Annotated in this window: 25 protein-coding genes; 18 read left to right on the plus strand and 7 right to left on the minus strand. The window is 71.2% G+C overall.

Features of this window, described 5'->3' with window-relative positions:
* Positions 1-643: 643 nt before the first annotated feature.
* On the minus strand, positions 644-1,744 hold the full coding sequence (locus ACLBXP_RS14785) for an acyltransferase family protein (RefSeq protein ID WP_447668482.1): 1,101 nt from the start codon (positions 1,742-1,744) through the stop codon (positions 644-646).
* 498 nt (positions 1,745-2,242) lie between these two features.
* Here ACLBXP_RS14785 and ACLBXP_RS14790 point away from each other — a divergent pair, with 498 nt between their 5' ends.
* The 9 genes from ACLBXP_RS14790 to ACLBXP_RS14830 all read left to right on the plus strand — a co-directional run bounded on the left by ACLBXP_RS14790 (position 2,243) and on the right by ACLBXP_RS14830 (position 10,210).
* Entirely contained in the window at positions 2,243-2,755 is a 513-nt protein-coding gene (locus ACLBXP_RS14790) for a hypothetical protein (protein WP_447668483.1), read from the plus strand.
* Between the two features lie 498 nt (positions 2,756-3,253).
* Positions 3,254-3,529, plus strand: coding sequence for a hypothetical protein (locus ACLBXP_RS14795; protein WP_447668484.1), 276 nt, complete (start codon positions 3,254-3,256; stop codon positions 3,527-3,529).
* Between the two features lie 17 nt (positions 3,530-3,546).
* Complete coding sequence (locus ACLBXP_RS14800) at positions 3,547-3,789, plus strand: hypothetical protein (RefSeq protein ID WP_447668485.1); 243 nt, start codon at positions 3,547-3,549, stop codon at positions 3,787-3,789.
* A 563-nt stretch (positions 3,790-4,352) separates the two neighbouring features.
* Positions 4,353-4,700: a hypothetical protein gene (locus ACLBXP_RS14805; protein ID WP_447668486.1), complete on the plus strand. Its 348-nt coding sequence runs from the start codon at positions 4,353-4,355 to the stop codon at positions 4,698-4,700.
* 28 nt (positions 4,701-4,728) lie between these two features.
* Positions 4,729-5,940, plus strand: coding sequence for a S1C family serine protease (locus ACLBXP_RS14810; protein ID WP_447668487.1), 1,212 nt, complete (start codon positions 4,729-4,731; stop codon positions 5,938-5,940).
* Between the two features lie 376 nt (positions 5,941-6,316).
* Positions 6,317-8,860 carry a TonB-dependent receptor gene (locus ACLBXP_RS14815; RefSeq protein ID WP_447668488.1) on the plus strand — a complete coding sequence of 848 codons (2,544 nt, stop codon included), beginning with the start codon at positions 6,317-6,319 and terminating at the stop codon, positions 8,858-8,860.
* 190 nt (positions 8,861-9,050) lie between these two features.
* The gene (locus tag ACLBXP_RS14820; protein ID WP_447668489.1) at positions 9,051-9,266 is read left to right on the plus strand and encodes a hypothetical protein; all 216 of its coding nucleotides are present in this window, start codon (positions 9,051-9,053) and stop codon (positions 9,264-9,266) included.
* Positions 9,267-9,367: 101 nt separating this feature from the next.
* On the plus strand, positions 9,368-9,733 hold the full coding sequence (locus ACLBXP_RS14825) for a hypothetical protein (protein ID WP_447668490.1): 366 nt from the start codon (positions 9,368-9,370) through the stop codon (positions 9,731-9,733).
* Between the two features lie 348 nt (positions 9,734-10,081).
* A complete protein-coding gene (locus ACLBXP_RS14830; RefSeq protein WP_447668491.1) occupies positions 10,082-10,210 on the plus strand; it encodes a hypothetical protein in 129 nt (42 codons plus the stop codon).
* Between the two features lie 161 nt (positions 10,211-10,371).
* Here ACLBXP_RS14830 and ACLBXP_RS14835 read toward each other — a convergent pair whose 3' ends face one another.
* Positions 10,372-10,590 carry a DUF6894 family protein gene (locus ACLBXP_RS14835; RefSeq protein ID WP_447668492.1) on the minus strand — a complete coding sequence of 73 codons (219 nt, stop codon included), beginning with the start codon at positions 10,588-10,590 and terminating at the stop codon, positions 10,372-10,374.
* Positions 10,591-11,208: 618 nt separating this feature from the next.
* On the opposite strand from ACLBXP_RS14835, the gene ACLBXP_RS14840 reads away from it, so the two are divergent.
* Together ACLBXP_RS14840 and ACLBXP_RS14845 are read left to right on the plus strand one after the other, a co-directional pair.
* Complete coding sequence (locus ACLBXP_RS14840; RefSeq protein ID WP_447668493.1) at positions 11,209-11,448, plus strand: hypothetical protein; 240 nt, start codon at positions 11,209-11,211, stop codon at positions 11,446-11,448.
* A 129-nt stretch (positions 11,449-11,577) separates the two neighbouring features.
* Entirely contained in the window at positions 11,578-12,039 is a 462-nt protein-coding gene (locus ACLBXP_RS14845; RefSeq protein ID WP_447668494.1) for a hypothetical protein, read from the plus strand.
* An 11-nt stretch (positions 12,040-12,050) separates the two neighbouring features.
* On the opposite strand, the gene ACLBXP_RS14850 is transcribed toward ACLBXP_RS14845, so the two are convergent.
* A complete protein-coding gene (locus tag ACLBXP_RS14850; protein WP_447668495.1) occupies positions 12,051-13,217 on the minus strand; it encodes an MFS transporter in 1,167 nt (388 codons plus the stop codon).
* A 262-nt stretch (positions 13,218-13,479) separates the two neighbouring features.
* Between ACLBXP_RS14850 and ACLBXP_RS14855 the strand changes: the two genes are divergently transcribed.
* The 3 genes from ACLBXP_RS14855 (at position 13,480) to ACLBXP_RS14865 (ending at position 15,531) form a co-directional block, all read left to right on the plus strand.
* On the plus strand, positions 13,480-14,946 hold the full coding sequence (locus ACLBXP_RS14855; RefSeq protein WP_447668496.1) for an HWE histidine kinase domain-containing protein: 1,467 nt from the start codon (positions 13,480-13,482) through the stop codon (positions 14,944-14,946).
* Positions 14,947-15,116: 170 nt separating this feature from the next.
* The gene (locus ACLBXP_RS14860; protein WP_447668497.1) at positions 15,117-15,320 is read left to right on the plus strand and encodes a hypothetical protein; all 204 of its coding nucleotides are present in this window, start codon (positions 15,117-15,119) and stop codon (positions 15,318-15,320) included.
* A gap of 73 nt (positions 15,321-15,393) precedes the next feature.
* A complete protein-coding gene (locus ACLBXP_RS14865) occupies positions 15,394-15,531 on the plus strand; it encodes a hypothetical protein (RefSeq protein ID WP_447668498.1) in 138 nt (45 codons plus the stop codon).
* A gap of 6 nt (positions 15,532-15,537) precedes the next feature.
* Here the strand turns inward: ACLBXP_RS14865 and ACLBXP_RS14870 are convergent, their stop codons facing one another.
* From ACLBXP_RS14870 to ACLBXP_RS14880, 3 genes are all read right to left on the minus strand, one after another.
* Positions 15,538-16,902 (minus strand): AcvB/VirJ family lysyl-phosphatidylglycerol hydrolase, encoded by a 1,365-nt coding sequence (locus tag ACLBXP_RS14870; RefSeq protein WP_447668499.1) that lies wholly within the window; start codon positions 16,900-16,902, stop codon positions 15,538-15,540.
* On the minus strand, positions 16,899-19,496 hold the full coding sequence (gene mprF / locus ACLBXP_RS14875; protein WP_447668500.1) for a bifunctional lysylphosphatidylglycerol flippase/synthetase MprF: 2,598 nt from the start codon (positions 19,494-19,496) through the stop codon (positions 16,899-16,901). The genes ACLBXP_RS14870 and mprF overlap by 4 nt, the downstream gene beginning before the upstream one ends.
* Before the next feature lie 226 nt (positions 19,497-19,722).
* Positions 19,723-19,986, minus strand: coding sequence for a molecular chaperone-like protein (locus ACLBXP_RS14880; RefSeq protein ID WP_447668501.1), 264 nt, complete (start codon positions 19,984-19,986; stop codon positions 19,723-19,725).
* Between the two features lie 528 nt (positions 19,987-20,514).
* Here ACLBXP_RS14880 and ACLBXP_RS14885 point away from each other — a divergent pair.
* Positions 20,515-21,156: a hypothetical protein gene (locus ACLBXP_RS14885; RefSeq protein WP_447668502.1), complete on the plus strand. Its 642-nt coding sequence runs from the start codon at positions 20,515-20,517 to the stop codon at positions 21,154-21,156.
* A gap of 294 nt (positions 21,157-21,450) precedes the next feature.
* A complete protein-coding gene (ilvD, locus tag ACLBXP_RS14890) occupies positions 21,451-23,280 on the plus strand; it encodes a dihydroxy-acid dehydratase (RefSeq protein WP_447668503.1) in 1,830 nt (609 codons plus the stop codon).
* Between the two features lie 55 nt (positions 23,281-23,335).
* Here the strand turns inward: ilvD and ACLBXP_RS14895 are convergent, their stop codons facing one another.
* Positions 23,336-24,055 (minus strand): hypothetical protein, encoded by a 720-nt coding sequence (locus ACLBXP_RS14895; RefSeq protein ID WP_447668504.1) that lies wholly within the window; start codon positions 24,053-24,055, stop codon positions 23,336-23,338.
* Between the two features lie 311 nt (positions 24,056-24,366).
* Between ACLBXP_RS14895 and ACLBXP_RS14900 the strand changes: the two genes are divergently transcribed.
* Together ACLBXP_RS14900 and ACLBXP_RS14905 are read left to right on the plus strand one after the other, a co-directional pair.
* Complete coding sequence (locus ACLBXP_RS14900) at positions 24,367-25,098, plus strand: DUF1223 domain-containing protein (RefSeq protein WP_447668505.1); 732 nt, start codon at positions 24,367-24,369, stop codon at positions 25,096-25,098.
* Between the two features lie 166 nt (positions 25,099-25,264).
* Complete coding sequence (locus tag ACLBXP_RS14905; RefSeq protein ID WP_447668506.1) at positions 25,265-25,537, plus strand: pentapeptide MXKDX repeat protein; 273 nt, start codon at positions 25,265-25,267, stop codon at positions 25,535-25,537.
* The last annotated feature ends 40 nt before the right edge of the window (positions 25,538-25,577 follow it).

A 25,577-nucleotide genomic window follows, 5' to 3' on the forward strand; every position in this document is an offset into this window, starting at 1 on the left:
TCGGCCCCGGGACCCACCTTCAATCCCTCGAAATCTCTCGATGCGATCAGAGCAGCCGCCAAGAGCGGCCGATGCTGTTCCTTGGCATTGGGCTTCGGCGCATTGCAGAAATTGACCTTGCTACCAGTGATAGACAAATCTCCACCATCTCGTCGGTCGACTTTGTATTAAGTTCCCGGTGCCGGTCTTGCGGAGTGATACTCTTAGAAATTTTCGTATGAGCATGGTCGGTTCCCTTGTTTCGACTATCATCCAACATTCCGGAACGTGCTGCTCTTGAGGTCTGACGGTTCTACGCTGAAGAGCGGAATAGTGCCTAGGTACCGCGGCCGCGGGCGGATCCGCGTGCGCCCCTTGTCAGGCTCACCCCGACAGTCACGCCGAGGTCGATCAGCTATCCTGCGTTGCCGGAGCCCCACCGGCCGTCCGCGCTCGCCGATCCGCACCCGTCCTCCCGCCGGATCGGGGAGCGCGGATCGCGGGCCGGAACGACGAAGCCCCGCAGCCTCTCCGCGACGGTACGACCTCGCTTCCCGGCGATGCACAGTTGCCTTCGAACTGCCTCGCCTCCACCGCGCGACCTATCGAACCCACACGTTACCACTCGCGGGTTCCGACCCACGCTCTCTGCGGCACGTTTTTTTCATTGCGCCGACCAAGCCGGCGTTCGATGCAGAAGGCTGGATATTCGCGTGAGAATGCTCGCGCCGATCCTTCGCGCCAGTTGAGGCGGCGAGAACAGGCTGCTGTACGCTTTCAGCAAATTATGGATCTTAAAACATACAATCAATGTCACCGACAGATATATAATTGGAGCAACGACAGTCAGGATATTATTGTTTATATGAATTCCTGAAATCCTGATCGGCATAACGATCAACAACAATATTGGCATATGCATGAGATACATTTGCAGATTCATGCAGGCCAGCTTGTTCGCATGAGAGGAATTTAATATAATGTAGAATATTACTGAAGCCTGAGAAAACCAGTACACACCCAAGAAAGTCATGCCACAATCGACCAATTGCCGAAATAATCCATTGTCTTCCGAGGAGGCTGCATAGAGAACCGTATAAACAAAGCATGCAACGAGCGCTCGCGGAATGGTAACAACCGTAATGAACTTTTTGACTGAATTCGGCAATACATATCCGATGGAAAAGAACAGCAGACACTTGATAAATCGATCCATATCTCGACTATCGTACACACTGCACACGACTTGCATCAATAGCACCGCAGTCAAGAATAAATATCGATTTCTGTACGGTATGAACCTTGATATACCAATATATATGCATAGATTATAAATAAACCATAGAAAAGAAGTTGGATACAGGAACTCTTTCATGAGATCTATGATTAGACCGTGAATATTCTTTCCTTGAATGACACCGAATATGATATTTTCGCAAGTATATATTGCAGACCATAACAAAAAAAGCCATGAATAAGAAATAAGCCTGGATTTTGCGAAGCAATATGATTTATGCCTCCAAATCCGGGAGAGAGATAACCCTGCGAACAGGAAGAACATCGGCATCAGAAACACGCCGAAAAACCCGAGTAATTGATAAAACCGCCAGTGTGACAAGCTCATCGGCGATAAGAGAATATGAATATGGTAGGAAATGATGAGTACCATTCCAAACGCTTGTGACGCGTTGATGAGCGTTCGCACAGAAACGTCTGAGAACTTGCTTTTGTCTAAGATATGATCGCCAGTCCGAAAAACGTGCATCGTAAGGCTCGCTGGCGTGCCACGCGGTGTTAGTCGAAGAGATACCCGATTTGAGCGAGGCTCCAATTACCTACTTGTTCAACCCTTAGAGGTATGTGCGCCTCACAGAGACTTCGGATTTTCCCCTCCCGTTCGGGTCAGGGGCCTGAAAAGCGAGAGGGAGACGAGCGCCGCGTCGCTGTGCGGCTCGCGCAGATCGCGCTCGAGAGAGGGAAGAAGTTCCCCGCCGTCATCCGGGACATGTCGGCCTCGGTCACCAAGCTCCGCGCCGCGCGGCGGTCCATGCTGCGCGAGACGGTCAAGCCGTTCGTGGCGAGCCGAGGCGTGTCCGACCGCGCGCAGCGGGCATGGCGGCGTGGCGACACCTCGGCCGTCGCGTTCCTCAGTCACAGGTCGGTGCAGGCAGCGCGGCCGACCGAGCCCCGGCCTGCTGGCAGGCTCGGTCGCAGACCACCCCGCGACCCTCGACGGGCGGGCGGTGCCGGCTATTTCCCGACCATGCGTCGCATCCTGCTCCCGATCGCCGTCGTCGTTCACAGCCTCGGTGCGACCGCCGGCGCGGATGCGCGGCCGCGCGCGGTTGCCCCCGACCCGTTCCTGCCCGCGCCGGAGGCGGCGGTCGGCCTCGTCCGGGCGCACAAGACCAACGGCTACGTGACGGTGGCGGAGACCCTGGCCTACGCGGAGCGCGTCCGCGCCGGTCGCTTCCGGCTGGAGCGCTGGCAGGCCGTTCAGCGCGCGGGGGAACCCTTCACCCGCGTCTACATCTGCTACCGCCTCGGCGACCCGGTCACGTCCGCCGCGGCCACCTGCGGGATCGGCTACGCCGTCTCGGTGAACCCGCCCCATGTCGAGCTGGCTCGGCCGCAGGACGGTCTCGCCCGCGACCTCCAGGCAGGCCGGGAGGCCTTCCTCCGAGCGATCGATCACGAGCTCGGCCTGCGGCGCGAGCCGCTCGTGGAGGCCCTCCGTGACGCCGTCGAGCCCATCAACCCTTACGACTGGCGCTAGGGGACGGTGCCGGCGAGACCCTGCCGGCCTCGACGGGGCCTGAACGGTCGCAGCCGACGCGCCGTGCTCAGCCTCGCCCTGGCGAACGACGGACGCGGATCGGTCCCGCGAACGCCAGCCCAGGAACCTTTGGTCGCCGGCCGCGTCGTGCAGGATACGGCTGCGCAACACGGGAGCGCTGCATGCCCAGATTGCTTCGCCTGGCCCGCAACTGGCTCGTGCTCTCGATTCCGGTCGGCCTCCTGGTCGGCAGGTTCATCAAGGCCGGCCGCGGCCCCCATTCGCGGGACTGACGCCCCTCATCCACGGCCCGATCCCGCCCGGCCTGCCGGCGATCGCGGGTGCCGAGCCGGGCCCCGGCGTGGCCCGGGCGCATCGCCCTGATGCAACGGGGACACGGTGACCCCGGAACTGTGCCCTGAAAGGTCAAGCTGCCACACATCCCCCGAACCCATCGGTCAAAGCGCGGTAAGCACGCGGCGTTGTACGAGGGTTCGCATGAGCAAGCAGAGCAGAACGAAGGGCGAGGTCCTGGCCTTTCCGGCCCGGATCGCACCGGTCGTCGCCGACGAGACGGTCGCCTCGGTGATCGAGGTGCTGCAGGATCAGCTGGCCCTGGCGCGCGAGGGCAAGCTCCGCTCGGTGGCCGTCGTCTCGGTGTCGGCGGACGGCGAGGCGGTCGGCACGCAATGGTCCTGCAGCCCCCGGGACATCACCAGCCTGATCGGCAAGCTCACCGTCCTGACCCACGACATGATGGCCGCCCGGCGCTGACGAGGACAGGCAGCACGATGCCGATCAAGGCCCTGAACGACCGCAGGAAGCTGTCGAGCGACTTCAACGAGGCGAACGACGCCTTCATCGACGCGGTGCTCGACGCGCTCCAGGCCGGCACCCTGCCCCCCGACCTCGCGCGGGCCTACCTCGCGCATCCGGTCGCCATGATGCACGCGGACGGCGCCCAGGCCGTGGCGAACTATTTCGAGCGGATCCTCTCCCAACGCCCGGCAATCGACTGGGCCCCGGGAGACTGACGGCGGCCCGCAGGCGGCCGGGTGCCGTTCGGGCGCGCTCGCGGGGAGAGGCTCCGGCGCTCCGCCGCGCGCAGTCGCCTGGATCGAGGGCGGTTGCGCGTACGGGGTGCCCCATCGCGCCCGTCCAGTCGTCGCACCGCCGACAGCGGATCCCATGAGGGGTGGCGCCGGGCGTTCCGCCGGTGATCGGCGCCTCCGATGCCGCAGGTGAGCACATTCTTGACCGGCACCCGATGCCCGGCACGACGGATCACCCTCGGTCCGCCGTTCGCGGAGGACGGGCGGATTGCATTGTAATTGCCAATGCAACCGAAGTACGGCCGGGTCCAGGCGAGAGTTTTCTTGGCAGCTACCTGTGGTTCGCCTGTCTTGCGCCTCGACTACGTAGTTTAGCGTTATCCAATTCCCGATGAATCCTCGGGTCAGCCCTTCACAACCTAAGGGCTACGGCTAAGCTCGTGAGCGAGGGGCGGACGTCCTGAGCAGCTCTCGCTCGGCTGCCGGAACGCAAGAATACTCCGAGTCCGCGCCAGCACCTTCACCATTGTCGAGGGCTCATCGTCATGCTCAGCAAAAGCTTGCTCATGCTTACGGCAACCGTTGCTGCCTTATCCCTTGCACTCGCTCCGACCGATGCTCGCGCGCAGAATGCGGGCTCCTTCCTGGGCGGGATCGCCGGCGGCGTGCTGGGCGGGGTCATCGCGGGCTCGATGATGCAGCATGCGCGCCCGCGCACGGTCGTCGTCTACGGCCGGCCCCGCCATGTCCGGGCTGCCCCCAGGACGCGCGTCGCCCGCGTGCGCGGCACGCCTGCGGCAACCACGAAGGGTGCGCAGGTCGTCGATGCCTCCGCCGATCCCTTCGCGAAATCCCAGGCTCCTGTCACGACGGCCGTCAGCAACGGTCGCTGAGCCGCAGGTTCGAGGGAAGGGCCCGGACATGACGAGGACCTGCCGCAGCAGCATCGCCGGCGCCGCAATGCTGGCCGCCGCGTCGATGGTCGCCGCACCGTCGCACGCCTCCCCGGCTCCGCCGAACCTGACGGTGGACCGGACCTTCGGGAAGGTCGCCGGATGGTCGATCGGCTACAGCGAGTCGGTCGGCGGCTGCCTGGCCGCTGCCACCTACGGGGACGGCACCACGATGTGGTTCGGCATCGGCGGCACGCGCGGCACGTCCTACGTGGCCTTCACCAATCCGAAGTGGCGGTCGATCGAGGTCGGCGGCCAGTACGATCTTCAGATGTCCACTACGGGCCAGGGGAAGTGGCGCGGGACCTTCACGGGCTTCGAGCGGGGCGACGCGCGGGGCCTGTTCCAGTCGGGCCTGCGCGAGCGCTTCGTGGCCGACCTGTCCAATGCGGGGGCGATCGGTATCGTGTTCGGGGGACGCCAGATCGCGACCCTGTCGCTGGTGGGCTCGACCGAGGCCTTCGACGCGGTCCTGGGTTGCCAGAAGGAGGCGACGGCCGCCAGCGCGAGGACGGCCGGTCCGGCGATCACGCGGGACGAGGCCGGAGGGGCAGGCAAGGGTAGCCAGGGGACCGGCTTCTACGTCTCGCAGCGCGGCCATGTGATGACGAACCATCACGTCATCGAGGGCTGCGGCGCGATCACCGTCTCGCATGTCGGGGCGCCCCCGATCAGGGCGCGGCTCGTGGCGAGCGATGCGGCCAACGACCTCGCCGTGCTGAGCACGGACGCGAGCCCGCCGGCCGTTCCGCCCCTGGCCATCCGGGCGCGCGTCGGCGAGGCCGTCTTCGCCTACGGTTTCCCGCTGAACGGCATCCTGGCGACGAGCGGCAACTTCACGATGGGCAACGTCACCGCGACGGCGGGGCTGGCCGACGACACGAGCAGGATCCAGGTCTCGGTTCCGGTTCAGCCGGGCAATTCCGGGGGGCCGCTCGTCGACCAGTACGGCAACGTCGTGGGCGTCATCGTCTCCAAGCTGAACGCCCTGAGGCTCGCGAGCGTCACCTCGGACCTCGCTCAGAACGTGAACTTCGCCATCAAGACGACGACGGCGCTCAACTTCCTGGAGGCGAACGGAATCGATGCCGTCGTCGCGGGGCGCGGCTCCGAGCCGATGGATGCCGCGACCATCGCCGAGAAGGCCAAGACCTTCACGGTGCGGGTGAACTGCAGCTAGCCCACCTCCGAACGCGCCCGCGGCAGCCTCTCCGCCCGGGCCCGTGGCGGTGATGTCCCGGAGCGCCGGCCCGGCAATTCCGCAGGCTCGGCGAGCCCGAATCGCGGAACTGCCGCGCCACGGCTCGGGCGCCCGGGATCGCCTCCGGGTATTGCCAGATTATCCCGGGTCCGCTTGCCACTTTGCTCAACTAAGAGCCTGAACCGTAAGTGGAATGTGGCGCCGACGTCACGCAGATTTGCAATGTCGGACCGGAGGTCGATCAAACCCGCGAATCCGAGCTTGGCCGTCTTGTCGCGCCGCGCGCCCCACCGCATGGATGGCAGCACACGCCTCCGTGAGGGGCGGCTACGACATCGGTTGGGTTGGGGGACTTATGCGCTCGCTGCGATTTGGACTGTTCGCGTCGGTGGCTCTTGTGCCGCTCGCGGCTCAGGCCCAGCAAGCCGTCACGCTCGGCGAGATCAGCGTCGTGGCGACGACGCCGGTGGGCACCTCGGCCGGCAGCGGCGCACCGGCGCTTCCGGTCCTCGACGGTCCGGCGGGTCCCGCCATCCAGGCCCCGGCCACGGAGCGCCTGCGCGGCGGCGCCCAGCCCCTCTACAAGATCCCCAGCACCGTCGAGTCGGTGACGGCCTCCGACCTGAACTTCGACCGGGCGACCTTCAACGCCGTCGAGACGCTGGCCCGCCGGGTGCCCGGCCTGAACCTCTCGGACTCTCAGGGCAACAACAACCGCGTCGACATCAACTATCGCGGCTTCCAGGCCTCGCCCGTGACGGGCGTGCCCCAGGGCCTCGCGGTCTACCAGAACGGCGTGCGCATCAACGAGGCGTTCGGCGACACGGTCAACCTCGACCTGATCCCGCAGGTCGCGATCAACCGCATCGACGTGGTCACCGGCAACCCGGTCTTCGGCCTGAACGCGCTCGGCGGCGCCATCAACATCCAGATGAAGAACGGCTTCACCTGGCAGGGCACCGAGATCACGGCCTTCGGCGGCTCGGACGCGCGAACCGCCGGCTCCCTCCAGTACGGCAAGATGATCGGCCCCTGGAGCTTCTACTTCGCGGGCGACGGCCTGAACGACCGCGGCTGGCGCTACCAGAGCCCCAGCACGATCGGCCGCATCTATTCGGATGTCGGCTACCGCACCCTGGACTCGGAGTTCCACCTGATCGGGCAGGTGGCCCGCACGTATTTCGGCGCCGCGGCGGCGACGCCGGTGGACTTCACCCACCGCGACCCGCGGGCGATCTTCACCTATCCGCAGACCACCACCACCGAGCTCGGCACGCTGCAACTGACCGGCCGCGTCGACATCTCGCCGACCTGGGACCTCGCCGGCAACGCCTACTTCCGCCGCTTCAGCCAGACCTACGTCGACGGCAACGATACGGACGTCGAGAACTGCAGCACGCAGTCGAGCTTCCGCGGCCGGATCTGCTTCGAGGATGACGGGTTCACGCGGGGGGCAGGTCAGTCGCAGCTCGACTTCCGCAACCAGTTCCTCCTCCTCGGCCGCAACACGGCCGCCAACGGCATCCCGTTCACGGCCGGCGTGCCCTACGGCACCCTCGACGTGACCAAGACGCAGGCCACGGGCTACGGCGGCTCGCTCCAGGCGGCCAACCGCGACCGCGTGTTCGGGTTCGGCAACAGCTTCGTGGTCGGCGGCTCGATCGACGTGGCGGATTACAGCTACAAATCGTCGAGCACCCTCGGGGTGATCAACCCCGACCTGTCGGTGACCACGAACCCCAACAACCCCACCTACGGCGTCATCCCGGGGCTCGGCAGTGACTTCCTGCGCACCGCCGCGGCGCTCGGCATCGCGCCGAGTTCGGTGATCGGCTCGAACCTCTACATGGGTCTCTACGCCACCGACACGATCGACCTGACCGACGCACTCTCGCTCACGGCCGGCGCCCGCCTCAACTTCGCGCGCATCTCCACCACGGACCAGACCGGCTTCTCGCCGGACGTGAACGGCACGCACTACTTCAACAAGATCAACCCGGTGGCGGGCCTGACCTATCGCTTCAGCCCGGGGCTGTCGCTCTACGGCGGCTACTCGGAGTCGAACCGTGCGCCGACGCCGCTGGAGCTCGCCTGCGCGAACCCCCTGCGGCCCTGCCTGCTGCCGAACTCCCTGGTCGCGGACCCGCCGCTCAAGCAGGTCACCGGTCAGACCTACGAGGTGGGCTTCCGCGGCGCGCTGCCGAACTTCTACGACGGGGGTCTCGTCAACTATAAGATCGGTGCCTTCCGCACCGACCTGGCGAACGACATCCTGCAGCTCGCGACCCCGGGCAACTCGGCGCGCGGCTACTTCGTCAACGTGCCCGCCACCCGCCGGCAGGGCTTCGAGGCCGGCGTCGAGTACATCGCCGACTGGCTGACCGTCTACGCGAACTACGCCCTGATCGACGCGACCTTCCGCTTCAACGGCACCCTGTCCTCGCCGAATAACCCGCTCTCGGACGGCGGCGCCATCTTCGTGACGCCCGGCAACAAGGTCCCGCTGATCCCCGACCATCAGTTCAAGGTCGGCTTCGACGTCGAGGTGCTGCCGCGCTGGCGCGTCGGCCTGGCGCTGCAGGCCTACTCGTCCTCCTACTACCGGGGCGACGAGTCGAACCTCAACCGGAAGCTGCCGTCCTACTACGTGATGAACCTGAACACGAGCTACCGGGTCAATCCGAGCCTCGAGCTGTTCGGCTTCGTCACCAACCTGACGAACAACCGCTACGCGACCTTCGGGACCTTCTTCGAGCCCGGGGTCGTCGCCGGCCGCTACCCGGTCAACGACGTGCGCACCACCACGCTGGCGCAGCCGCTCTCGATCTACGGCGGCATCCGCTACACCTTCGGCGAGGCGCCGGCGCCGATGCCGGAGCCGCTGGTGCGCAAGTATTGATCCGCGCCGCCTGACCCGCTCACCGCGTCACCGAGCCGCCCGGCAACCCGCCGGGCGGCTTTTTCGTGGACCTTCGGCAACGGGCGGTCCAGCCTGGTGCGGGCGCCCGAGAACGAACGGGCGCCGCCGGCGTTTCCGTCTCGACGTAGCGAGTAGGTCCCGGCGAGAAGGTCCCGGCGAGGAGGTCCCGATGCTCGGCAAGCTCACCCTGCCCGGACGCCTCGTGAAGCGCCTCGCAGCAACCGAGGCGCGCCCCGGGGCTGCCGTGGCCACCCTGCCGCCCGGCGCCGACGACTTCCCGCCGATGCGGCCCCTGCGGCCGCCGCAGGCCCAGAACGACGACGTGATGCAACCGGTCTACGAGGCGGTGGAGCGGGCGCTGCGCGCGAACGGCCTGCTGCGCTGAATCCGGAACCGGACCGCGCCACCGCTGGTTGATCTCGGGCTGACGGCCAAGCTTCCGGCCCGAACGCGTCGCGGACCGATCCATCGCGGAGGTGCGGGATCATGAGGCACTGGCGGTTCCTGCTCGGCTTCGGCGCCCTGCTCCCGACGGTCGGCTGCTCGCATCTCGCGGACGTGCCGGCCCGCTACGCCGCGGCGACCCCCGTCGCGGTGGAGGCGGGTCCGGTGGTCGCCCTGCCGCCGACCGTCCTGCCCGGCCAGAGCCTCGGCCCGCGCGCACGGCGGCGCACGGACGCCGTCACGCCCGACGAGAGCCTCCGGCAATCCATCCGCGCGCGCCTCGCCTGGAAGGACCTCAATCCGGCGGATCTCCTGGAGACGCCGCAACCGCAACTGGCGGGCGGACGCGCGGCACCGGGGACGACCGGTGCCCTGCCGAGCGAGGCACCCCGGCGCGACGTGCGCTGAGGTCACCGCTGGCCCGATCGCGGGCGGATCGGCGTGGGACACCGAGCACCGGAATGGGACGTGCGGGCTCCCGAATCCGGGCATGAGGGGAGGGCGCGCCCGCCGGGCTGGGCGACCTCGCGTCAACGGCGCCCGCCTCCCCACGCAGGACCGCTCCCGGAATCGGGCCCCCGCCGAAGAGCGGCAGAGGGCGCGGATTAAGATCACGTCGCTCTCCGTCAAACTGCTGGGAGGCCGCAAAGGCCGCGCGCGTGCGACTTGAGTTCGACTTGGCACGGGGTATGCTGTCGTTTCGGGGACGCCCGATGGACTGATGGCGCCGCAGTGAGGGTAGGGGAGAACCAATCCATGTCCGCCGCGATCGACTTTCGCTACTTGCTCGATGCCAAGCAGGATGACGAGAGGCAGGCCGAAATTCGTTCGCATCTGCGCGCGTTGCTTCAGAAGCTCGCCGACAGGCAGGTCAAAGCCGGCTGAGCATCGCAGGCTCATCGGACCTCTATAAGCTCAGCGGACGATCTTACGATTTGTCCTCTTGCCGGGATCTCGCGGAAGCCTGCCGGCTACCTGACGACATCGCGAGCTTTATTCACTGAATCGGCTTCCCCACGGCGCTGGGCCGCGGGCGCCGTCCTCCGTCAGGTGATCGCGATGCGCCGGACGAGAATGCCGTCCTCGCCCCGGATCACCAGCTCCCAGGGGCCGAGCACGCCGGTCAGCTCGCCGGCGGCGCGCATCTCGCGCAGGACGGCCTGGGCCTGATGCGTGGCCTCGTCCAGGTCGGCGGCCAGGACACCGTCCGGATCGCGAATGACGTTCCCGCCGCTCACCACGTCGAAGTAGAAGCGCTGCGCCACGACACGGGACCTCCGATGGGTCGCCGCGCAGGGGTTCTTCGACCGTGCGCGGTGCGGGCCCGCTGGTTGCCCGCGGGTTGTTAGATTGGGTCGCCGACGGGCGAGGCCACCCCCGAGCTTCGTCTCTGATGTCGCAGCGCCACACCGCGACCCAAATCCCCGCCGGAGCCTGAACAGGTTATTGCCGAGCTTCCACAAATGTCCCAAATCGATCCGGCCGCAAAACGCGGCGTGAGGCAGACAAAATGTTCGCCCCTGCACCCGCCGACAGTCGTCGCTCCGAGAATGCGGACGAGATCCGTATCCGCGATCTTCGGGTCCATGTCCGGACTCTGCTCCTCAACCTCGCATCCTGTATCCGCGCCGCCGGTCGTTAGGAGACCGCAGTCGCGCGAAGATCTCTGCCGCGGATGACACTGTCCAACGCGCGTCCCGAGGCGTGTCCAGCGGGTGTCCGGTGAGCGACGCGCCGGACAGACGTTCCCCCGAGGCCGCGCCGGGGTGCGCGCCTCGCCTTCCCGCTTCGGGAACCTCGGCCGGGACGCATCGTTCCCTCGGTTGACCGGCTCCGGCCGGCCGGCAGGCTCGTGGCCTGCCGCGAAACGAAGGATCGGTCCCGTGAAGAGAACCCTCATCCTGGCGGCGGCGTTCGCCCTGGTCTCCGGCGCGGCCCTCGCGCAGGGCAACTCGCCCTACAACAGCTCCGGCCCGCAGGCCGGCGGGCCCCGCGGCGGCATGGCGCGCGAGATGGGCGCCAGCGGCGGCACCCCGACGATGGGCGGCGCCCCGGCCGCGGCGCGCCCGATGATGAAGCGGCGCCATCACGGCCGGAAGATGCACCGCCGCCACCGGATGTGAGGCGGCGCCCCCGCGCCGGTCGCCCGATCGGCGCGGGACCTCGGCCGGGTGGGTTTCCGGCCCGGCTGACATCGTGAGGCCGCGATTGCGCGCTTTAACGCCTGTGTCCTTCTCAACCGGAAGTCACAGATGCGCCGCGCCCTCGCCTGCCTCGTCGCTCTCCTCGCCGCCGCCCCGGCCGCGGCGCAGAGCTTCAACGCCGACAGGCCCGCGACCCAGGCGCAGCCCCAAGCCCCCGCCCATACCCCGACCCATGCCCCCCGGGCGCCCGCTCCGCCCACCGCGCCGCCGCTGATGACCGACGCCGACGTGGCCCGCGAGCTCGCCCGGGACACGGCCGTGACGGGCTCGCACGGCCCGAAGCGCGACTTCTACCTGAAGCCCGAGATCGAGCAGGCGGCCCGCGCGAGCGAGGCCAAGATGGATCGCATGTCGCGGGACATGGATGCGCGGGTCCGGCGCGCCACCCGCAGCATCTGCGAGGGCTGCGTCGGCACGAAGTCCGCCCCGCGCACCCGCTACGGCTCGGCCGAGCCGCGGCCCGATGCCGAGCCGATGCCGTCCGATCCCGCCCAGGCGCCGATCGAGTAGGGCGGCCCGGATCAGGGACGGCGCGCCGGCGCCGCCGCGGGCTCGGGGCCCGCTGCCGGCAGCGCCAGCAGGAGTGCTGCCAGCGCCACCGCCGCCCCGAGGAGCGGCAGCTGCCCGTAGGAGGCGCCCGCCGTCAGCGCGAGGCCGCCGAGCCAGGCCCCCAGCGCGTTGCCGAGGTTGAACGCGCCCTGGTTCAGGGTGGAGGCGAGGTTCGGCGCGTCGGTCGCCGCCTCCACCACCCAGATCTGCAGGGGCGAGACCAGCGCGAAGGCGAGGGCGGCCCAGGCGAACAGGGCGGCGAGCGCCCCCGTCGGGGAATGCGCCACGAGGGCGAGCAGCAGAAGGATTCCGGCGACGCCCAGGAAGCTGCCGATGACGGTGGCCATGAGGTTGCGGTCGGCGAGGCGCCCGCCCGCCAGGTTCCCAACCGTGAGGCCGAGGCCGGCGAGGAGCAGTGCGCCCGTGACGCCCCGCGGCGTCAGGCCGGTGACGTCGGTGAGGAACGGCGTGATGTAGGTGAAGACCGAGAACAGGCTCACCGAGGAGAGCGTCGAGACCAGCATCGGCCGCAGCACCGACCAGCGCCCGAGGGTGCGGAACTCGCGCCCGAGCCCGCCGCGGGAGCCGGGCAGCCCCGCGGGCACGAACAGCGCGATCGCGAGGCCCGCCGCGAGCCCGATCCCGACCACCGCCCAGAAGGCGGCGCGCCAGCCCGCCGCCTGCCCGAGGGCCGTGCCGAAGGGCACGCCGAGGACGTTCGCGAGGGTGAGCCCGGTGAACATCAGCGCCACCGCCTGCGTGCGGCGCTCCCGCGGCACGAGGCTGCTCGCCACGATGGCGCCGATGCCGAAGAACGCGCCGTGCGCGAAGGCGGTGAGGATGCGGGCCGCCATCAGCAGGCCGTAGCTCGGCGCGAGGGCGCAGCCGAGGTTGCCCGCAAGGAACACGCCGATCAGCGCGAGGAGCGCCGTCTTGCGGGGCAGGGGGGCCGTCGCCATCGCGACGAGGGGCGCGCCGACGACGACGCCGAGGGCGTAGCCCGAGACGAGGTGGCCGGCCTGCGGGATGCCGACCCCGAAGCTCCGCGCCACCTCGGGCAGGAGCCCCATGATGACGAATTCGGTCGTGCCGATGCCGAAGGAGGCGACGGCGAGGGCGAGGATCGGCAGGGGGAGCATCGGGCCTCGGTGGGGCTGCGGCTTGAGCGGTCTCGGCTTTGTGCAGTGCAAGATGACGGATGCGGCGGGCCTGTGAACCCGTGCGGGCCGGGAGGCAGCCATGCGGCGCGTCCCGGGGAACCGGTTGCGGCGTGTTTGCGCGCGCGATGAGGGTCGCGCCGTACGCCGCGCCGTTCTATGAGGAGGCGGCCCCGCTTCGAACCGGTTCGGCGCAGCGAACCGGCATGCGGGCGCCCGGAACGGACGACGGAAGGAACGGACCTTGAGCGATCGCCGCGAGCATGACCGCATCGTTGCGGAAATCGCCCGGCCCCAGCCCGGCTCGGACCCCTTCGCGGCGGCCGTGCGGGCCACCCGGATGCCGATGCTGATCACCGACCCGAACCGGGCGGACAACCCGATCATCTTCGTCAACGACGCCTTCCTGAAGCTCACCGGCTACGCGCGCCCGGACATCCTCGGGCGCAACTGCCGCTTCCTGCAGGGGCCGGAGACCGACCCGGCGGACGTCGCCCGCATCCGGGACGCGGTCGAGCGGCAGGCGCCGATCGAGCTGGAGCTCCTCAACCACCGCAAGGACGGCACCGTCTTCTGGAACCGCCTGCTGATCTCGCCGGTCTTCGACGGGGACGGGGCGCTGACCTACTTCTTCGCCTCGCAGTTCGACGTCACGCTGGAGCGCGACCGGCTCGTGCGCCTGCAGCGCGACCGCGACGCCCTGGAGACGGAGGCACAGCGGCGGGCCGAGGAGCTCACCCGCAGCGAGGCGCGGCTCCGCTTCATGCTGCAGGCGGGCGGCTTCGGCACCTGGTCCCTCGACCCCACGGAGAACCGCTTCGTCGCCTCCGAGGTCTGCCGCCAGACCTTCGCCCGGCCGCCCTCCGAGCCGTTCAGCTACGACGACCTCCTCGCCGCGGTCTTCCCGGCCGACCGCGAGCGGCTGCGGGTGGCGACGGAGGATTCGCTCTCCGGGCGCAGCGACGTCGACATCGAGATCCGCAACATCGCCGGGGACGGCGAGGTGCGCTGGGTCCACCTGCGCGGCCAGACCTTCCACCGCGCGGACGGCTCGCCGCTGAGCATGCAGGGCGTCTCCCTCGACATCACCGAGCGCAAGCGGAGCGAGGAGCACCGAGGGCTGCTCGCCTCCGAGCTGACCCACCGGGTCAAGAACTCGATGGCGACGATGCAGTCGATCGCCCACCAGACGCTGCGCAACGCCAAGACCCTCGAGGAGGCGCGCACGATCCTCGACGCCCGCCTGCACTCCCTCTCCGCGGCCCACGACGTGCTCACCCGCGAGAGCTGGGAGGGGGCGACCCTCGGCGAGATCGTCGGGGAGGCGCTGCGGCCGTTCCGGAGCGCGCGCGGCCACCGCTTCAAGGTGGGCGGCCCCGACGTGCGGCTGACGCCGCGCATCGCGCTCGCCTTCGTGATGGCCCTGCACGAGCTCGCCACCAACGCGGTGAAGTACGGCGCCCTCTCGGTGGACGAGGGCCGGGTCATCCTCAATTGGGAGGTGCTCGACGGGGCCGGGACGGGCCGCCTCTGGCTGCGCTGGGAGGAGCTCGGCGGCCCGCCGGTCACGCCGCCGGAGCGCAAGGGCTTCGGCTCCCGGATGATCGAGCGGGCGCTCGCGGGCGAGATCAACGGCTCGGCCGAGATCGAGTACCGGCCGCGCGGCGTGGTGGTCACCGTCGAGGCGCCCCTGCCGGACTCGCAGGGGTAGGTCGCGGTCCGGGGAGCATCCTCGTTCCGGGGCGGCCGCGGGGATTCGCGGACGGCCGCGCCCGCGTGTGCGCCACGGCACCACGCAATCGTTTCGCCGGGCCTACGAAACATTCGGGCAAACGGCGCCGCTTAATCGAGGCACCGTCGCCACCCGCGATGGAGGCCCCGATGCACAGCATTCTCCCGGTCCGGCTCCTCTGCCTCGCCCTCGCCGCCGCCCTCGTGGCCGCGCCCCTGGCGAACCCGCTCCTCCTCTCCCTCGTCCTGATCCTCGGCGGCGTGCTGATGGCCTACCGCGGCGCCTCCGACCTCGCGGCCGTCGCCGCGGAGATCGCGCCCCGCGGCGAGATCCTGTTCCGCCACTTCGTCTGAGCCCGGCGCGGGATCGCGCGAGCCTTTCGGCGATTGGCGCGTTGAACCCGTCGTCCAGCACGAGGAGATGACCATGGCCGCCAACGACCCGCACCACTTCCGCGGCGAGACCGTCGACGACGTGGACCAGACCAGCAGCGTCCTCATCGCCGGCATCGCCATCGCGGGCGCCGCCGTGTCGCTGCTGCTGATCCGCCTGGTGATCGGGTAGGCGAGGCTAGTCCGGCAGCCCGGCCGCCTCCAGGACGCGCCGGGCCACCGCCGGGTAGTCGCCGTCGAAGTGGTGGCCGCCGGGCAGGCGCAGGCGGCGGAAGGCGTCGAGGCTCGGGTCCAGGCAGGCCGGGTCGGTGTCGTCGCCGCCGTAGATGCAGAGCGTGCGGGCGACCGGCAGCTTCCGGATCTCGGGCAGCACCGCGTGCGCGCCGCCGTAGCCGAGCCAGCCCTGGATCGTCACGCTGAACCCCGTCGTGCGCGACGGCCCCATCAGGGCGATCAGGCGGACCCGCTCGGTGAGGCCCTCCGGCAGGTGCGGCCACGCGAAGGGGATCATCGAGGCGCCGTAGGAGTAGCCGAGCAGCAGCACCGGCAGCGTCCGGCCGGGATCGGCCCGGCGCAGGATCGCGGCCGCGTCCGCCGCGAGGGTGCGGGGGTCGCGCTCCGTCCAGAAGTAGCGCAGGGCGTCGAGGCCGAGGACGTGGACCCCGTCGCGGGCGAGCTGGTCGCCCATCACCTTGTCGATGTCGCGCCAGCCGCCGTCCCCTGAGATGAACAGGGCGATCGCCTTCACCGGTCCGCGGGCCGGCAGGTCGACCACCGGCAGGGCGCCCTCCGCCCGGTCCTGCGCGGCCAGCGCCGCGGCGGCGCTCACGGCCTCGGCGACGCGGGCCTCCGGATCGGCGAGGATGCGGATCTCCGGGGCGTGCGGGCCGGCCCCCCGTGGCGCGGCCTCAGCCTGCGGCGCATCTTCGGCCGCCTCGGCCAGGACGACGAGGGGGGCCTGGAGGCGGGCGGGGCGCGGGTAGGCGTAGCCGCCGGGCGCCTCCGCGGCGGCCGGGGCGTCGCAGAAGGGGCGCGGCGTGCGGAAGCCCGGCGTCGGCGCCACCGCCACGCCGCCCGCCACCGTGGAGGCGAGCGTCGCCCCGACCAGGGCCTCGACCATGGCGCCGCCCGCCCCGAGGCCGACCAGGACGGGGTGCAGGTAGCGGCCGGCCCCGAGCGCCTTCTGGGCGTTCTTCGAGAGGTCCTCGACGTCCGACATCGGCCGCAGGCACGGGCCCGGATCGCCGTCGAGGCCGGAGAGCCAGCGGGGCAGGTCGAGGGTGAGCACCATCAGGCCGCGGGCCCGCAGCCGCTCGCCCATCGCCCGCTCGGGCTCGCCCGGGCCGTCGCGCCCCGAGACCAGCAGGACGAGGCCCTGGGGCTCGCCCGCCGGCATCGCCAGCAGCAGCTCCCGGAAATGGGGGGACGCGACGTGGACGGGACCGCCCGGCCCACCGCCAGGCACCAGTCCGTATCCGGCGGCGAGCGCCAGGGCGCCCAGGGCCGCGAGGCCGAGGGCGATGGCGGCGGGCCGGAGCCTCACCGGCGGATCAGTCCGAGGGGCGAGCCGCTGACGAGCCGCGCGACGTCGAGGAGCGCCTTCGGGGTCTGCAGGCCGCCGGGGCAGATCAGGTAGTAGGGCGTCCAGACCGGGTCGAACTTCTGCTTGAAGCTGCGCAGGCCGTCGAAGCTGTAGAGGTCGGCCCCGCGCCGGTACAGGAAGGCGCCGAAGCGGTTCCAGCGCGAGGCGAGGGGCCGGTCGACGAGGCCCGAGAGGGGGGCGGCCCCGAGGTTGAACCAGCGGTAGCCCTCGGCCTTGGCGGCGAGGAGGAGGTTGGCGAACAGCGCGTCCATGATCACCTTCGAGGCGTCCGGCGCGTAGCGGATCAGGTCGATGGCGACCTCCTCGCGGTCCGCGCCCCGCCAGAGGTTCGCGAAGGCGACGATGCGGCCCGCCTTGCGCATCACCGCCACGTCGAACCGGGCGAGGTAGGCGGGGTCGAAGGCGCCCATGGAGAAGCGCTTCTCGCCGCCCTGCTTGCCGGCGAGCCAGGCATCCGAGACGGCGCGCAGCTCGAACATCGCCGCCCGCACCTCGGCCCGCGGCAGGATCGCGAAGGTCAGGCCCTCCTTCTCGGCCCGGCGCTGGCCGTAGCGCAGGTCGTGCCGGGCGGGGCCCTTCAGGGAGAAGTCGGCGAGCGGCACGCGCGCCACCTCGCCGAGCTTGAGGGCGGACAGGCCCATGTCGAGGAAGAGCGGCAGGTTCTCGGGGCCGACGCCGTAGAAGACCGGCCGGGCGGCCGAGCGGTCGGCGAGCTCGCGGAACGCCCAGGCGAGGTCGGCGCGGGCCGCGGCCGGCCCGACGGGCTCGCCCAGGGCCACGAGGCTGTGGCCGGCGCGGGCGTACATCACGAAGCCCCGCTCGTCGGGACCCATCAGGAAGCGCTTGTCGCCGAGCAGCGCGAGGGCGTGGGCGGCCTGGGGCGAGGCCGCCACGGCGGCGGCGACCGCGGCCGGGATCTCGGGTGCGACGGAGGCCGCCCGGCCGGCGCCGCGGCGGTTCACCGCCCCGTCGAAGCCGATCGCCGCGAGCCCGGCCAGGAAGGCGAAGGACACCCGCAGCATGCCGGAGCCGCTGCCGTCCGGCGAGACTTCCCACCAGAGGGCGTCCGCCACCGCGACGTGGCGCCAGGCCAGGAAGCCGAGGCCGGCCGAGAGGGCGGTCAGCGCCGCGACCCCGCCGAGCCAGGGGCGGCTCGCCCGGAACGGGTTGGCGCGGGGGCAGCGGTAGAACGAGCCCCGGAACACAGCCAGCCCGGCCGCGAGCCCGGCGAGCAGGGTCGCCTCCTCCCAGTCGAGCCCCTTGCCGAGGGAGAAGCCGGCGCCGAGGACGAGGAGCATCAGCGCGGCGCTCCAGGCCCGGGCGAGGCGCCGCCACAGGCCGCGGGCGATGACGAGCAGCGCGATGCCGACGAGGCAGGCGGCGAAGTGCGACGCCTCCACGAAGGGCACCGGCACCACCCGCGAGAGCAGGTCGACGCGCTCGGCGAGGTCCCGCGTCGCCCCCGAGGCGAGGAGCATCAGGCCGCCGGAGAGCGCGATGCCGGCGGCCGCGCGGGGCACCAGCGGCTCGAGGAACCGGGCCGGGCCCGCGAAGGCCGCCCGGCGGCGGTGCAGCTCGACGGCCCCGAGGCCGAGGATCGCGAGCCCGAAGGGCAGCAGGGTGTAGATGATCCGGTAGGCCACGAGCGCGCCGAGCACGTCGGCCCGGCCGCCGAGGCCGAGGCTCGCGATCAGCGTCGCCTCGAAGGCGCACAGCCCCCCCGGCGCGTGGCTCGCCAGGCCGACGACGGTGGCGGCCACGTAGGCGAGCAGGAACGGCGCGAAGCCCGGCGCCACGTCGGCGGGGAGCAGCACGTAGAGCGTGGCGGCCGCGGCCGTGATGTCGACGATGCCGGCCGCCACCTGCAGGAGCGCGGCCCGGGAGGTCGGCAGGCGGAAGGCGAGGCCGCGCAGGGTGAGGCTGCGCTCCGCCGGGCCGAGCCAGAGCAGCAGGCCGGCGACGAGGCCGAGCACGGCGAGGCCCGCCGCCAGCGCCCCGGGCCGGCCGAGGCCCGGGAAGCGGTCGGGCCCGAGCACCAGGGCGAGGGCCGCCATGGCGGCGAGCGAGACGAGGAGTGCGAACCAGGAGGCGCCGAGGATCCGCCCGACATCGGCGAGGCCCCGGGCGCGGTCGCCGTAGGCGCGCCACCGGTAGGCGCCCTGCGTGAGGAGCGGGAAACCCAGCGCGTTCGAGACCGCGTAGCCGCCCGCGCCCACCGCCGCGGCCTGCAGGCGCGGCAGGCGCCCGCGCAGCACGGTCTCGGCGGCGACGAGGTCGTAGACGCCGACCGCCGCGAAGCTCACGGCGGTGAACAGCACCGCCAGGGCGAGCAGCGGGTCGGGGATCTGGTCGTAGGCCCGCGCCACGGCCGCGAGGGTGACACTGCCGAGGGTGCGCTCGATCACCGCGACGGCGAGGACGATCGCGCAGAGCCCGCCGAGGGCGGGCAGGCCGCGGCGCAGCCACGCCGCGGGCGGCGCAGCGGCGAGGACGGTGCCCTCCGGTGCGGGTCTGGGTTCGGGCGGCAGGGGCATGGGCGCGATTTCGGCGGGCCGACGGGGTCGGGAGGACCCATGCGGCCGGTTGGCGCCGAATCGGCGCGGGAGTGGCGTCGCTTATCGGCCGGCGAAACGCAACGCCGGGTGAACGCCGGGAGGCGATCCGCCGACATCGGGCCGGCCGTGTGACTCCTTTGTCGCCGGGTTTGTCGAAAATCGGGCGTTCGGAGCCTGTTTGGGGGTCGGCCACCCGGGGTTGCGCTCAGGGCGAGCGGGCGTTGGGGGGCGCCGCCTGGGGGCATTCCGGCGGGCGGGGTCCGGGCTTCTGCTGCCCCGGCGGGTCGCAGGCCGCCACGGGGGGCTTGCCGCCGGCCTGGTCCTGCGCGGTGCCGGTCAGCCCGGAGAACCAGAGGGCGAGGGCCCCGCAGGCCACGGCGGCCAAGAGGGCGAGGGCGAGGAGCGGGAAGGCGCGGGGCATCGGCGGCACCGGGTCGGCGGGCGCGCGGCGCGCCCCAGCCGGGATCATGCCGCGAACCGCCGCGGCGGTTCCGGGCAGGGCGCCCGCGGGAGCGTCCGGGCGCTGGTCGCTACGGCGTGACCTGACAGAGCAGGAGGACGAAGGCGACCGTCACGACGGCACCGCCGACCACGACATGCGTCAAGATCTCGCGCTCGCGCGCGTCCTCGACATCGCCCGACATGGCGCTTCTCCCGACCGCGAATCCGATGTGGTTGTGTCCGCATCCAATCCTACAGCCGGCGTGGCCCCCCGGGGCCTTCGGGCGGGCTACCGCTTTCGGAGGGCGGCGGCCCGCGGCGCGCGCTCCGGGCGGCGCTCCACCCTCCGCCGCGCGGCGATCGGTCCGGGCCTCCGCCCGACGGGGGAGGCTCCAGGGGCAACTCCTCCAAACGGCGGAGGGGTACGTTCCTAAGATCGCTTTGTTCGCAGGTGCGATGGGGCTCGCATCAGCACACGACCCATAACCTTGCGTCAGAGGGTGATCTGATGAGCCGTTTACGTCTCGCTCTGCTTGTCTTGTCCGGATTGTTGTCCGTGGTGGCCCTCTACGGGACCGTCGCCTCCGGCGGTTCCAACCCCGCGGCCGTCCTGGCGAGCGCGTTCTTCCTGGCCAACGCCACCTACATCGTGTTCTCGGTGCCCCAGGCGCCCTCCGGCCGCCTGCTCGGGATCGTGGCCGGGTACCTGGCGCTCGCGGCCGTCACCCTGAAGCAGCGGGCCGACCGGACCAGCGAGGCGCAGCGCGTCGAGGCCGCGGCCGAGAGCGACGACACCGCCGAGATGCGCCTGGAGCTGGCCGAGAGCCTGCTCATCACCCTGCACGAGGAGCAGCAGAAGAGCCTGCAACTCCCCGCCGAGCCCGCGCCCGAGCCGCCGCGGCTCCTCATCGGCAGCCTCGCGGCGCCGCTCGCCGTGACCGCCGCGGTGGCCGAGCCGGTGACCGAGCCCGAGCCGGTGACCGAGACGGCCGGCGCCAAGGAAGCTGTCGCGGAGGAGACGATCCGTGAAGAAGCCGGCCGCGAGGAGGCCGCCCGCGAGGACGCCGGGGCCGTGAAGACCGTCGCCCTCGAGGCGGTGCCCACCCTGGATGAACCGGCGGAGGCCGACGCGAAGGGCAAGGCCCCCAAGGCCCTGGCGCCCGAGGCGCAGGAGCCCGCCCTGCAGACGGCGGCCTGACGCGCGGCTCGACGAACGAACTCCTCCCCGGTCGGCCGGTACCGCCCGTCCGACCCGTCCCCCTCATCCTGAGGCGCGCAGCGAAGCGAAGCCTCGAAGGAGCCCTCCAGCGGCCGCGCGCGTCCTGGAGCCCTCCTTCGAGGGCCGCTGCGCGGCCGCCTCAGGATGAGGTCTAGGATCGGATGGTCCCTGACGGCGTGCCATGAGCCGCGCCGCATGGCAGCGCCGCGCGCGCGGGCTTGATGCGGGGCGCCCGGGGGCGCAAGAGGCGCGGCGATCCCCGAGAGACGTCCGATGCCCGCCTATCGCTCCCGCACCACCACCCACGGCCGCAACATGGCCGGCGCCCGCGGCCTGTGGCGCGCCACCGGCATGAAGGATTCCGATTTCGGCAAGCCGATCATCGCGGTCGTGAACTCCTTCACGCAGTTCGTGCCCGGCCACGTCCACCTGAAGGACCTCGGGCAGCTCGTGGCCCGCGAGATCGAGCAGGCCGGCGGCGTCGCCAAGGAGTTCAACACCATCGCGGTCGACGACGGCATCGCCATGGGCCACGACGGGATGCTCTACTCGCTGCCCTCCCGCGAGCTCATCGCCGACTCGGTCGAGTACATGGTCAACGCGCACTGCGCCGACGCCATGGTCTGCATCTCGAACTGCGACAAGATCACCCCCGGCATGCTGATGGCGGCCTTGCGCCTCAACATCCCGGTCGTGTTCGTCTCGGGCGGCCCGATGGAGGCCGGCAAGGTCGTGATGGGGGGCATCACCCGCAAGTTCGACCTCGTGGACGCCATGGTGGCGGCCGCCGACGACCGCGTCTCGGACGCGGACGTGGCGGTGATCGAGCGCTCGGCCTGCCCGACCTGCGGCTCCTGCTCGGGCATGTTCACGGCCAACTCGATGAACTGCCTCACGGAGGCGCTGGGCCTCGCGCTGCCCGGCAACGGCTCGGTGCTGGCGACCCATGCCGACCGCCGCCGCCTGTTCGTGGAGGCCGGCCACCTCATCGTCGATCTCGCCCGCCGCCACTACGAGCAGGACGACGCGAGCGTGCTGCCCCGCGCCGTCGCGAGCTTTTCGGCCTTCGAGAACGCGATGACCCTCGACATCGCCATGGGCGGCTCGACCAACACGGTGCTCCACCTCCTGGCCGCCGCCCACGAGGGCGAGGTGCCCTTCACGATGGCCGACATCGACCGGCTGTCGCGGCGGGTGCCCGTGCTCTGCAAGGTCGCCCCCGCGGTGGCGAACGTCCACATGGAGGACGTCCACCGGGCCGGCGGCATCATGGGCATCCTCGGCGAGCTCGACCGGGCCGGCCTCCTCGACACGTCGGTCGGCAACGTCGGCGCCGGCACGCTCGCCGCCGCCCTCGACCGCTGGGACGTACGGCGAAGCGACAGCGCCGCCGTGCAGACCTTCTACCGGGCGGCGCCGGGCGGCGTGCCGACCCAGGTCGCCTTCAGCCAGGAGGCGCGCTGGGACGCGCTCGACCTCGACCGGGAGGGCGGCGTCATCCGCGAGGCCGCGCACGCCTACTCGCGGGACGGGGGCCTCGCGGTGCTGTTCGGCAACCTCGCCGAGGAGGGCTGCATCGTGAAGACGGCGGGCGTCGACGCCGCGATCCTCACCTTCACGGGCACGGCCCACGTCTTCGAGAGCCAGGATGCGGCGGTGGACGGCATCCTCAACGGGCGCGTGACGGCCGGCGAGGTCGTGTTGATCCGCTACGAGGGCCCCCGCGGCGGCCCCGGCATGCAGGAGATGCTCTACCCGACGAGCTACCTGAAGTCGAAGGGCCTGGGCAAGGCCTGCGCCCTCGTGACCGACGGGCGCTTCTCGGGCGGCTCCTCGGGCCTGTCGATCGGCCACGTCTCGCCGGAGGCCGCCGAGGGCGGCCTGATCGGGCTCGTGGAGCAGGGCGACCGGATCGAGATCGACATCCCGAACCGGCGCATCCACCTCGCGGTCGAGCCCGCCGAGCTGGAGCGGCGACGCGCCGCGCAAGAGGCCCGCGGCTGGCAGCCGTCCGCCCCGCGCAAGCGCCGGGTCACCACCGCCCTCAAGGCCTACGCGATGCTCACCACGAGCGCCGCGCGCGGGGCCGTGCGGCGGGTCTGAGGATCGAGGTGCTCCGCCACGCCCGCACGGCGCCCGACCCGCCGGGGGCGGCGCGTCAGGGCCGGCGGATGGTGCTGTAGCGCTCGATGTCGAGGCGGACCGTCGCGCAGGCCTCGAGGTCCACGTAGGAGCGGGTCTGGCTGCGCGGCCCGCGCAGGCAGGCGTCGCGAGCCTCCTGCGGGATCTGGCCCCAGATGATCTTCAGGTGGCTGCGGGCCGCCTGCTCGGCATGCCCGCAATAGTCCAGCCGGAAGGCCTCGTCGCCGGGGACGGCGCCGGGCGCCGAGGCGGCCGGCCGGCAGGCCTCGCGGACGTCGATGACCGGCAGCCCGTCCGCATCCGTCGGCAGCTCCGCGGCCCCGGGGCCGGACGGGGCCGCGTCGTCCGGGCACCGGACCGCGGGGTTCGTGCGCAGCGCCCAGGGCCAGCGGCACTGCGGGTCGATGGCGGCCTCCGGGCCGGGGCGGGGCGCCGCAGGCGCTCCAGCCTGGCCCGAACCTGCCTGACCTGGACCTGCCTGACCTGGAACTGCCTGACTTGGGCCGCCCAGGCTCTCGGGCAGCTCGATGGCGGGCGGCTGGAACCGGAAGACCGGCTGCGGCGGGTCGCCCTCGGGTCGCGGCCCGTCCGGCCGGATGGCCCCCGTGGTGCCCTCGGGGGTCCCGACCGGCGACGGTTCCGGGCCGGCCGCCGCAGGGCTCGCCGAGACGAGCAGGGCGCCGACGAGCAGCGCCGCCAGGACGCCGCGTGGCTCCCCGCGGGGGCGATCACCCATTTGCCCCCTGCGGGGGCGAGCATCCATGACAGCCAAGCCAACACCTCACCCGGCGCGCATCCGCCCCCGGCCTCGCGGTCCACTCCACCTCGGCACGCGCCTCCCCCCGGCGGTCCAGGGCCCCGCTGCCCCTGGCAGGAGCGGAGGCATCGGCCGGACCGCGGCTGGCTACGGCCACGCTACGCGCTGTGCGCCGCAGGGCCATGTCAGGAAAAACCTGACACGGCGCGCACGAAGGTCGCAGGCCCGGGGTAACGCTTACGGTGATCCGGGCGAATGGATCCGGTTCCCACCGGCTCCGGATCCTGCCCATGCCCCCACTTTCCAGGTCTCCCCGATTGTCCGGCCGCGCCCGCCTGCTGCCGCTCCTCGCCGCCCTGCTGCCCGCGGCGCTGCCCGTCACGGGCGCGTCCGCCCGCCCCGTCGTGGTGGAGCTGTTCACCTCCCAGGGCTGCTCCTCGTGCCCGCCCGCCGAGGCGCTCCTCGGCGAGATGGCGGGCCGAAGCGACCTCCTGCCGCTGGGCTTCCACGTCACCTACTGGAACCGGCTCGGCTGGCGCGACACCGCCTCCTTCGAGGGGGCGACGGAGCGGCAGGCCGCCTACGCCCGCCGCCTGGGGGACGGCAACTTCACCCCGCAGCTCGTGGTCGACGGCCGCCACAGCCTCGTGGGCTCGCGGCGGGCCGAGGCGGAGGCCGCCCTGGCCAGGGCGCGGGCTGAGGCTCGGGCGGAGGCCGCCACGGTCGCGCTGACGCGGCAGGACGGCCGCGTCGGCATCCGGATCGGCGCCGGCCGGGGCCCCGCCGAGATCCTCCTCGTCGGCTTCGACCGGTCGGTGCGGACCGCCGTGGCCCGCGGGGAGAACGGCGGGCGCACCATCGCCCAGGCCAACGTCGTGCGCTCCCTGCGCAGCCTCGGCACCTGGGCGGGGGCGGCGCTCGCCCTCAGCGAGCCCGTGCCCGCGGGCGAGGACCTCGCGGTCATCCTGCAGGCGCCGGACGGGCGCATCCTCGGCGCCGAGCGCCTGGCGCCAGGGTCCTGACGGCGGGGTCCTGACGGCGGGGCGCGAGCGAGGTGTGCCCTGCCGCCCGATCCGCCCGATCCGCCCGAATTCGGGGCCGGACGGGCGTAACCCGGGGCCGATGCGGGCCGAATGACCTGCAGTGCCGCCATCGCGGACGGCACGGACCGACCGAGGACACCGCATCATGAGCATCCTGTTTCGCGTCACCACCGCCACCCTGCTCGCCGCCGCCCTCGCGGCGAGCCCCATGCTAGCCGGCGGGAGCATGGCCAAGGATTCCATGGCCAAGGACTCGATGGCGAAGGACTCCATGGCCAAGGATTCCATGGCCAAGGACGGCACGGGGAAGGGCGCCATGGGCAAGGACCACATGTCTAAGGCCTCGATGGCCAAGGATCCGATGGCCAAGGATCCGATGGCCAAGGACTCCATGGCCAAGGACGGCGCGAAGAAGTAGGTTCGGGCTTCCCGGGGATGTCGCGGGCGCTCGCCCTCGG

The sequence above is a fragment of the Methylobacterium sp. A54F genome (assembly GCF_053346035.1).